We start from the raw sequence: 8,356 nt of genomic DNA, 5'->3' as shown, positions 1-8,356 counted from the left end.
CGCGGCGCAGGCGGACGGGCGGAGCTGGCGCGCGCGTGCCGGCGAGGCGGCCAAGCGGATCGCCGAGATGGACAAGCGCGATGCCACGCTCGCTGCCACCGCGGCCGAGGTGGCGGACCGGCCCGCCGCGCTCGCCGCGGCGATCGATGCGCAGGAGGCGGATCACGGCGCCGCGCGCGCCGCCGCCGAAACCGCGGCCGCCGCGGAGCGCGACGCCGAGACGGTGCTGCGCCGCGCCGAAGAGGCGCAACGTCGCGCGATCGAGACGCTCAGCCAGGCGCGCGAGGCGCGCGCCGGCACCACGGCGCGGCTGGAGAATCACGCGCAGCGGCGGGTCGAGCTCGGCCGGCTGGCAGGCGAACGGTTCGAATGTCCGGCGCCGGTGTTGCCCGAACGGCTCGGCTTCGCGGTCGCCGAGGTGCGCGGTCCCGCCGAGGAAGCCGCGACGCACGACCGGCTCACCGCGGATCGCGAGCGGATCGGACCGGTCAACCTCGTCGCCGAGCGCGAACTCGCCGAGCTGGAAGGCGCGAGCCGGACCAATGCCGCCGAGCGCGACGAGCTGGGCCAGGCGGTCAACCGGCTGCGCGGCTCGATCGGCACGCTCAACCGCGAGGGGCGGCAGCGGCTGCTCGCCGCCTTCGCGGCGGTCGACGGCCATTTCCGGCGGTTGTTCAGCACCTTGTTCGACGGCGGCGCGGCGCATCTCGAACTGGTCGATTCGGACGATCCGCTCGAGGCGGGGCTTGAGATCCTCGCGCAGCCGCCGGGCAAGCGGCTGCAATCCTTGACGCTGTTGTCGGGGGGCGAACAGGCGCTGACCGCGGTGGCGCTGATCTTCGCTTTGTTCCTGACGAACCCTGCGCCGATCTGCGTGCTCGACGAGGTCGACGCGCCGCTCGACGACGCCAATATCGAGCGCTTTTGCGACCTGCTCGACCGCATGTCGCGCGAGACCGACACCCGCTATCTGATCGTCACGCACAATGCGGTGACGATGAGCCGGATGCACCGCCTGTTCGGCGTGACGATGGTCGAGCGCGGCGTCAGCCGGCTGGTGTCGGTCGACCTCGGCGGCGCGACGTCGCTGCTGGCAGCGGAATAGCTGGCGCTTGTTCTCGGGTTCTTCCCCCTGCCCCTAAATCCCACGTCACCCCGGACTTGTTCCGGGGTCCACTCTGCGGCGAGGAGGAAGGCTAGAGGGGCGAACATACCCCTGCGGCCCGGTGGACCCCGGAACAAGTCCGGGGTGACGGAGCGGGTTGGGCAACCGAAAGTCAGGCGCGCCGCCCGCGCAACAGGTCGGCGAGCACCCGGCCCGTGTAGAGCAGGCACATCTCCTGATGCACCGCGGCGGCGGCGGGATGATCCGCCTGGATCGCACGGACGGCTTCGACGAACGAACGGTCGGACAGATAGGGCGTGTCGTTGCGGGTCATGGCGCGTTCCTCTTCCATCCCCCTGCCGATCCTGTCTGCACGATGCGGATTGCGGCCGTGTTGCCGGCGATGAAAATCGTGTTTCCACCGCCCCTTGTTCCAAAGGGTCGCGGAACGTATATCGAACGGATGGCCCAGCTCGACACCCGTGAAAAGCTGGCGATCCTCGCCGATGCGGCGAAATATGATGCGTCCTGCGCCTCGTCCGGCACCGCCAAGCGCGACAGCCGCGACGGCAAGGGGCTGGGATCGACCGAGGGCATGGGCATCTGCCACGCCTATGCGCCCGACGGCCGCTGTATCAGCCTGCTCAAGATCCTGCTGACCAACAGCTGTATCTTCGACTGCCATTATTGCATCAACCGCAAGAGCAGCAACGTCCGCCGCGCGCGCTTCACTGCGCAGGAGGTCGTCAACCTCACCATCTCCTTCTACAAGCGCAATTATATCGAAGGGCTGTTCCTTTCCTCGGGCATCATCAAGTCATCGAACTATACGATGGAGCAGATGGTCGAGGTCGCGCGGTCGTTGCGCGAGGATCATCACTTCCGCGGCTATATTCACCTCAAGACGATCCCCGACGCCGATCCCGAGCTGGTGCATCAGGCGGGGCTGTACGCAGATCGCGTCTCGATCAACGTCGAGCTGCCGACGGTCAGCGGGCTGAAGCGGCTCGCGCCCGAAAAGGACGGCGCGCGGATCGAGGGCGCGATGAAGGACGTCAAGACGTCGATCGCCGACAATGGCGATGCCCGCAAGAAATACAAATCGGCGCCGCGCTTTGCCCCCGCCGGCCAGTCGACGCAGATGATCGTCGGCGCCGATGCCGCGACTGACGGCGAGATCGTCACTCGCGCCTCGACGCTCTACGACCGGTTCGGCCTGCGCCGCGTCTATTACAGCGCATTCAGTCCGATCCCCGATGCGAGCACGGTGCTGCCGCTGCAACGCCCGCCGCTGATGCGCGAGCATCGCCTGTATCAGTCCGACTGGCTGATGCGCTTCTACGATTACAGCCCGCACGAGGTGGTCGCCGCGGCGGACGATGCGACCGGCATGCTGCCGCTCGACATCGATCCCAAGCTCGCCTGGGCGCTCAAATTTCGCGAGAGTTTCCCGGTCGACGTCAACCGCGCGCCGCGCGAGATGCTGCTGCGCGTGCCGGGGCTGGGCGTGAAGGCGGTCGACCGGATCGTCGCCAGCCGGCGTTGGCGGCGGCTTCGGCTCGACGATGTCGCGCGACTGACGGTGAGCGTCACGAAAGTGCGGCCGTTCATCGTCGCCGAGGACTGGCGGCCGGTGCAGCTCACCGATCGCGCCGATCTCAAGCCGCTTATCGCGCCCAGGCGCCAGCAGCTCGAATTGTTCGCCGCATGAGAATGACTCACAGGTGAAACGCCCCGCGCCCTCGCCGGTTGGTTGCCGCGAAGGAGATACGATCATGGCGCTGGCGCAGATCTACGCGGACCTGAAACGCGATCACGACAAGCAACGCGATATGTTGAAGCAGCTCGCCGACCTGCAGGGTGCGAGCGACGAGCGGCAGCAGCTGTTCGAGGCGTTCCGCCTCGAAATCCAGAGCCATGCCGCCGCCGAGGAGGAATCGCTCTACGCGACGATGCTGCGCGATCCCGAGCTGCGCGACGATGCGCGCCATTCGGTGAGCGAGCATAAGGAAGTCGACGATCTGCTCGGCGAGATGGCCGACGAGGAGTTCGGTTCGGACGCGTGGAGCGAGAAATTCTTCCACATGCGCCGCCGCTACGAGCATCACATCACCGAGGAAGAGGAAGAGATGTTCCCCGCCGCCGCCGAGGAACTCGACGACAGGACCGAGGCGGAACTCGCGACGATCTACGAGGAGCGCAAGCCCGAGGAGCTGGAGATCGCCAGGGACAATCCGCCCGGCGGCGACGAGCGGGACTGATCCGGCATGCGGTTGGCGACCCTCCCCGCGCCCGACGATTTCGACGCCTGGCGCGATACCGCGCGGGCGCTCGCGGCGGGGGACGTGCCGCCGGACGACGTGGTGTGGCAGGTCGGCGATACCCCCGCCGACCTGTTCGCCGCCGCCGCCGAGGAATCGGCTCCGCCGCCGCCGGTCGGGACGCCGTCGGTGCCGCGCGCCTTCATCGACCTCGCGCGCAGCGTGGTGATGGCGGCCGAGCCCGAGCGGTTCGCCTTGCTCTATACCGTGCTGCACCGGCTGCGCCGCGAACCCAAGCTGATGGAGGATCACGCCGATCCACTGATCCGCAAGCTCGAGGTGATCGCCAAGAATGTCCGCCGCGACATCCACAAGATGCGCGCCTTCCTGCGCTTTCGCGAGGTCGCCGACGACGATGGCGCCAGCCGCTACGTCGCCTGGTTCGAGCCCGAACATCATATCGTCCGCGCCAACGCCGCCTTTTTCGTCAACCGCTTCGCCAGCATGCGCTGGTCGATCCTGACGCCCGAGGTGTCGCTGCACTGGGACGGCAAGGCGCTTTCGGAAGGGCCGGGCGCGAGCAAAGGCGACGCCCCCGACGGCGATCCCACCGAAGAGGTGTGGAAGACCTATTATGCCAGCATCTTCAACCCGGCACGCGTCAAGGTCGGCGCGATGCTGAAGGAGATGCCGCGCAAATATTGGAAGAACATGCCGGAGACGGCGCTGGTCGGGCAATTGATCGCCGGCGCGCAGGCACGGGAGAGCGGGATGATCACCCAGTCACGCGAGGCGCCGACGATCGGCGACAATGTGCAGGCGGCCTGGGCGGCGCTGCGCGACGAGGCCGCGGCGTGCACCCGCTGCCATCTCTACAAACATGCGACGCAGACGGTGTTCGGCGAGGGGCCGGTCGATGCGCAGATGATGTTCGTCGGCGAACAGCCGGGCGATCAGGAGGATCTCGCCGGCACGCCGTTCGTCGGACCGGCGGGGCAGGTGTTCAACCGCGCGATCGCCGCGGCGGAGATCGACCGGTCGCGCGTCTACGTCACCAATGCGGTCAAGCATTTCAAGTTCGAACAGCGCGGCAAGCGCCGCATCCACGCCAAGCCCGATACCGGCGAGATCCAGGCATGCCGCTGGTGGATCGAGCAGGAGCAGATGCTGGTCCGCCCGCAGGTGACGGTGGCGCTCGGCGCGACCGCGGGACGGTCGCTGTTCGGACGGGCGGTGACGATCGGTCGCGAGCGCGGGCAGGCGCTGCGGCTGCCGGAGGGTGGCGAGGCGTGGATCACGGTGCATCCGAGCTATCTCCTCCGCCTGCCCGACCCGGCGCAGAAAGAGGACGAGTTCGCGCGGTTCGTCGAGGATCTGAAGAAGGCGAAGGCGGCGGCGGGGTAGTCCTCCCCGGCACGGGGCGGGCTATCATATATGGACGCTCGTGCGAGCCGGTCGTCTTCCAAGCTTACCTCGTCACCCCGGACTTGTTCCGGGGTCCACCCTGCGGCGAGGAAAAAGGCTTGGCTCGATACCATTCTCCTGCGGCCCCGTGGACCCCGGAACGAGTCCGGGGTGACGAATTTGATAATAGAACCGATCGAACCTCATCACCGCAATCATACGCGATAGCCCTCCCCCTGGCGGGGGAGGATTTGGGTCACATCTCGCGCGCGTCCTGACCCATGCGTTCGCCGGTTTCGAGGGCGTCGATCGCCGCGATATCGTCCTCGTCCAGCGTCAGGTCGAGCGCAGCGAAATTGTCGGTCATATGCTCGGCGTCCGCCGCCTTGGGGATCACCGACAGGCCGTGGGCGAGGTGCCAGGCGATCACCACCTGCGCCGGTGAGCGGCCGTGCTTCTCCGCCACGCGGACGATCGCGCCATCGCGCAGCAGGTCGCCGCCCTGCCCGAGCGGGCTCCACGCTTGCGTCACGATACCGTGCGCGTCGTGATAGGCGCGCTCCTCGCGGCGCTGGTGATAGGGGTGCAGCTCGATCTGGTTGAGCACCGGCGTCACCCCGGTCGCATCGATGATCGCGTCGAGATGCTCGGGGAGGAAGTTGGACACGCCGATCGACCGCGTCTTGCCCGCATCGCGCAAGCCGACCAGCGCCCTCCACGCGTCGACATATTCCCCCTGCCCCGGCGCCGGCCAGTGGATCAGGTACAGATCGACCGCGTCGACCCCGAGCAAAGCGAGGCTTTCGTCGAGCGCCGCCTCGGGATCGCCTTGCCGGTCGTTCCACAATTTGGTGGTGAGGAACGCCGCGCTGCCGTGGACGCCCTCGCCGACGCCGCGCTCGTTGCCGTAGATCGCGGCGGTGTCGATCAGCCGATAGCCGAGGTCGAGCGCGCGGCGCACCACCAGCGGCGCCTGCGGGTCGGGGAGCTTCCAGGTGCCGAGGCCGAGCCGCGGCATCGTGCGGCCGTCGTTGAAGGTGAGGTCATCCATAATGGCACGAGCGCATGGGGTCGCCGCCCGGTTCCCCCTTCCCTTGGCCGCCCCGATCCGCCAAGTCCCGGTCCCATGTTCGAAAAGATCCTGGGCGTTCTCGCCACCTTCACCATCTGGGTGATCTCCAGCGGCGGCTATGTCGGCATCGCGATCCTGATGGCGATAGAGAGCGCGTGCATCCCGCTCCCCTCCGAGATCATCATGCCGTTCGCCGGCTATCTCGTCTCGACCGGGCGGTTCGACCTGATCCTCGCCGCGACGGCGGGCGCGATCGGCTGCAACATCGGCTCGATCGTCGGCTATGAGGTCGGCAAGCGCGGCGGCCGGCCGATGGCCGAGCGCTGGGGCCGCTACGTCCTGATCGGGCCGGGCGAGCTCGACGCCGCCGACCGCTTCTTCGCGCGCTGGGGCAGTCTCGCGGTGCTGATCGGCCGGCTGCTGCCGGTGATCCGCAGCTTCATCGCCTTTCCCGCCGGCGTCGCGCGAATGCGGCTGGTGCCGTTCCACGTCTATACCTTCCTCGGCTCATGGCCGTGGTGCTTCGGCCTCGCCTGGGTCGGCATGAAGCTCGGCGACAAATGGAACAGCGACCCGCGCGTCAAGGCCGCCTTCCACCAGGCCGACCTCCTGATCGGCATCGTGCTGGTCGCGCTGGTCGCCTTCTACATCTGGCACCGGGTGCGCGGGCTCAAGCGTCACGGCTGAGCGCGACGCACCCGCCAGACCAGCCAGCCCAGCATCGGCAGCGCCAGCACCGCCCACACGCCAAAGCCCGCCCATGGCGTCCAGCCGAACCATTCGTTCGGCACGGTGCGCAGACCACCGCGCAGGAAGGCGGGGCGCACCCATTGCCAGATCGGGAAGGTGACGAGCGGCGGCGCGAAGATCTCGGCGGCGGCGATCATGGCGTTGATCGCGATCGACAGCGCCAGCAACAGGCTCATCGCGATCCGTTCGCCGCGGCCGCCGGCGCGCATCCATTCCGCCGCCAGCCCGAGCGCGAGCGGCGCCACCGCCGGGATCAGGAAGCGCGGCCCGGTGGTATTGCCGCCGTCCCAATAGACGTAGGCGGCATTGACCAGCAGCACGATCAGCGCGCTCAGCGTCGCGGCGAGCGCCACCGGCCGCAGCGGCGGACGGCGCAGCCAGTACCACAGGCCGAGCGGCGCCAGCAGCAGCACCGGCGCGACCCAGATCAGCCCGAGCTGGAAGCTGAGCAGCACCGCACGCATCGCATACAAGCGCGGCCAGCCGAGCCCGAACAGCCCCTGATGCATCCCCTCCCAGCCGACGACGCCGGAATAGCCGACGCGGAACGGCGTGCCGAAGGCGACGAAATTGTAGAGCGCGAGCGGCAGCAGCGCGACCACGCCCGCGGCGATCGCGACGCCGGCGAGGCGCAACCGGTCGGGCCGGTCGCGCAGTCGCCAGAGCGCCCAGCCGGCGACCGGCACCGCGGCGAGCACCGCCTGATGCTCCACCACCACCGCCCAGCCGAGCGCCGCGCCGGCGAGCGCCGCCGCGCCGGCACCCTGCGCACCGGGCCGGCTGCCGCGCCAGATCGCCCAGAATGCGATGGCATAGCAATCGGCGACCACGGCATGGCCCAGCAATGTCGTCGACCAGCCCCAGACCGGCGTGCCCAATGCATAGCCCAGCGCAGCGAACAGCCCGGCCGCGACGCTGCCGGTCAGCCCGGCGGCGAGATCGAAGAGCAGCACGGCAGCGAGCGCGGTGAGCAGCGCCGGGCCGATCGCTGCGGCGATGCGGGTGCGCAACCGGAGGTAGCGTTCGAATTCGGGGCCGGCGGGGGCGTTGCCGAATCGTGTCGCGCGCATCCCGGTCGCCGCGTCGGCGATCCACACCGCGGGGAGCGCCATCAGCGTCATGCCCGGTGCCTTGTCGAGATAGGCGTGACCGTCGAAGCTCGCCTTGTCGATCGTCAGAGGAGCGAATTCGTCGATCGTCGCATCGCCATCCTCGACCAGGCTGATCGCGGCGAACATCCGCGTCGCATTATTGGGGTTGAGCTCCCACGAGCCGAACCAGGCGCAGCTGAACCAGACGAGCGCGAACAGCACGATGCGGAGATCACGCATGGGGCGGCGTGATGCCGTCGTTACCGCTGCGACCGGCGGGTCATCAGGGAACGCGCGCCTCTTCGGCCTTGCGTGCCTGATTCTCCTTGCGCGCGGCACGCGCGTTCTGGAGGAAGCAGCCGGTCTGGCCGCTCGCGCCGACCGTCGAGCAGCTGCCCGTGCCGTTGACGCCGACGCCCGCGTCGAGCGTGCCCTGCGCGCGCGCCGCCCAGCTTTCGTTCTGCGGCGTCACCTGGAATTCGCGCAGCTCCTTGGGGACGCGATATTGCTCGCGCGCGCTGCGCCGTTCGCAGATCACGATCTCCTGCCCGTCGTTGTTGGTCGGGCAGCGTTCGTTGCCGTAGAGGACGAGCACGCCGTTCACCGGTGCGCGTTTGGCGACCTCGCCCGGCGTGGCGATCACCCCCGGCTTGGCGGCGGCGGGGCCGGCGGG

General features: G+C 68.7%; 9 protein-coding genes. 5 read left to right on the top strand and 4 right to left on the bottom strand.

Annotated elements, in window-relative coordinates; genetic code table 11:
- Nucleotides 1-1,105 (top strand): coiled-coil domain-containing protein (locus FFS23_RS19400; RefSeq protein WP_171009561.1); only part of this gene is annotated, 1,105 nt, incomplete at its 5' end.
- A gap of 172 nt (nt 1,106-1,277) precedes the next feature.
- Here FFS23_RS19400 and FFS23_RS20240 read toward each other — a convergent pair.
- On the bottom strand, nt 1,278-1,439 hold the full coding sequence (locus tag FFS23_RS20240; RefSeq protein ID WP_171009560.1) for a hypothetical protein: 162 nt from the start codon (nt 1,437-1,439) through the stop codon (nt 1,278-1,280).
- A 129-nt stretch (nt 1,440-1,568) separates the two neighbouring features.
- Here FFS23_RS20240 and FFS23_RS19395 point away from each other — a divergent pair, with 129 nt between their 5' ends.
- The 3 genes from FFS23_RS19395 to FFS23_RS19385 all read left to right on the top strand — a co-directional run bounded on the left by FFS23_RS19395 (nt 1,569) and on the right by FFS23_RS19385 (nt 4,770).
- Nucleotides 1,569-2,816 carry a putative DNA modification/repair radical SAM protein gene (locus tag FFS23_RS19395; protein ID WP_137899894.1) on the top strand — a complete coding sequence of 416 codons (1,248 nt, stop codon included), beginning with the start codon at nt 1,569-1,571 and terminating at the stop codon, nt 2,814-2,816.
- Nucleotides 2,817-2,880: 64 nt separating this feature from the next.
- Nucleotides 2,881-3,366 carry a hemerythrin domain-containing protein gene (locus tag FFS23_RS19390; RefSeq protein WP_137899893.1) on the top strand — a complete coding sequence of 162 codons (486 nt, stop codon included), beginning with the start codon at nt 2,881-2,883 and terminating at the stop codon, nt 3,364-3,366.
- A gap of 6 nt (nt 3,367-3,372) precedes the next feature.
- Complete coding sequence (locus FFS23_RS19385) at nt 3,373-4,770, top strand: UdgX family uracil-DNA binding protein (RefSeq protein ID WP_137899892.1); 1,398 nt, start codon at nt 3,373-3,375, stop codon at nt 4,768-4,770.
- A gap of 256 nt (nt 4,771-5,026) precedes the next feature.
- Here FFS23_RS19385 and FFS23_RS19380 read toward each other — a convergent pair whose 3' ends face one another.
- A complete protein-coding gene (locus FFS23_RS19380) occupies nt 5,027-5,821 on the bottom strand; it encodes an aldo/keto reductase (RefSeq protein ID WP_137899891.1) in 795 nt (264 codons plus the stop codon).
- A gap of 75 nt (nt 5,822-5,896) precedes the next feature.
- Here FFS23_RS19380 and FFS23_RS19375 point away from each other — a divergent pair, with 75 nt between their 5' ends.
- Nucleotides 5,897-6,529 (top strand): DedA family protein, encoded by a 633-nt coding sequence (locus tag FFS23_RS19375; protein WP_137899890.1) that lies wholly within the window; start codon nt 5,897-5,899, stop codon nt 6,527-6,529.
- Here FFS23_RS19375 and FFS23_RS19370 read toward each other — a convergent pair.
- Together FFS23_RS19370 and FFS23_RS19365 are read right to left on the bottom strand one after the other, a co-directional pair.
- Nucleotides 6,520-7,923 carry a hypothetical protein gene (locus FFS23_RS19370; protein WP_137899889.1) on the bottom strand — a complete coding sequence of 468 codons (1,404 nt, stop codon included), beginning with the start codon at nt 7,921-7,923 and terminating at the stop codon, nt 6,520-6,522. The two genes, FFS23_RS19375 and FFS23_RS19370, sit on opposite strands and share 10 nt — an antisense overlap.
- 43 nt (nt 7,924-7,966) lie before the next feature.
- Nucleotides 7,967-8,356, bottom strand: a 390-nt coding sequence (locus tag FFS23_RS19365; RefSeq protein WP_137899888.1) for a hypothetical protein, incomplete at its 5' end; no start/stop codon positions are given.

Origin of the sequence: Sphingomonas sp. 2SG (assembly GCF_005503285.1) — a bacterium.
GTDB classification, from domain to species: domain Bacteria; phylum Pseudomonadota; class Alphaproteobacteria; order Sphingomonadales; family Sphingomonadaceae; genus Sphingomonas; species Sphingomonas taxi.
The sequence above is the reverse complement of the archived record's forward strand: the minus strand, read 5'-3'. Positions and strand labels throughout refer to the sequence as shown.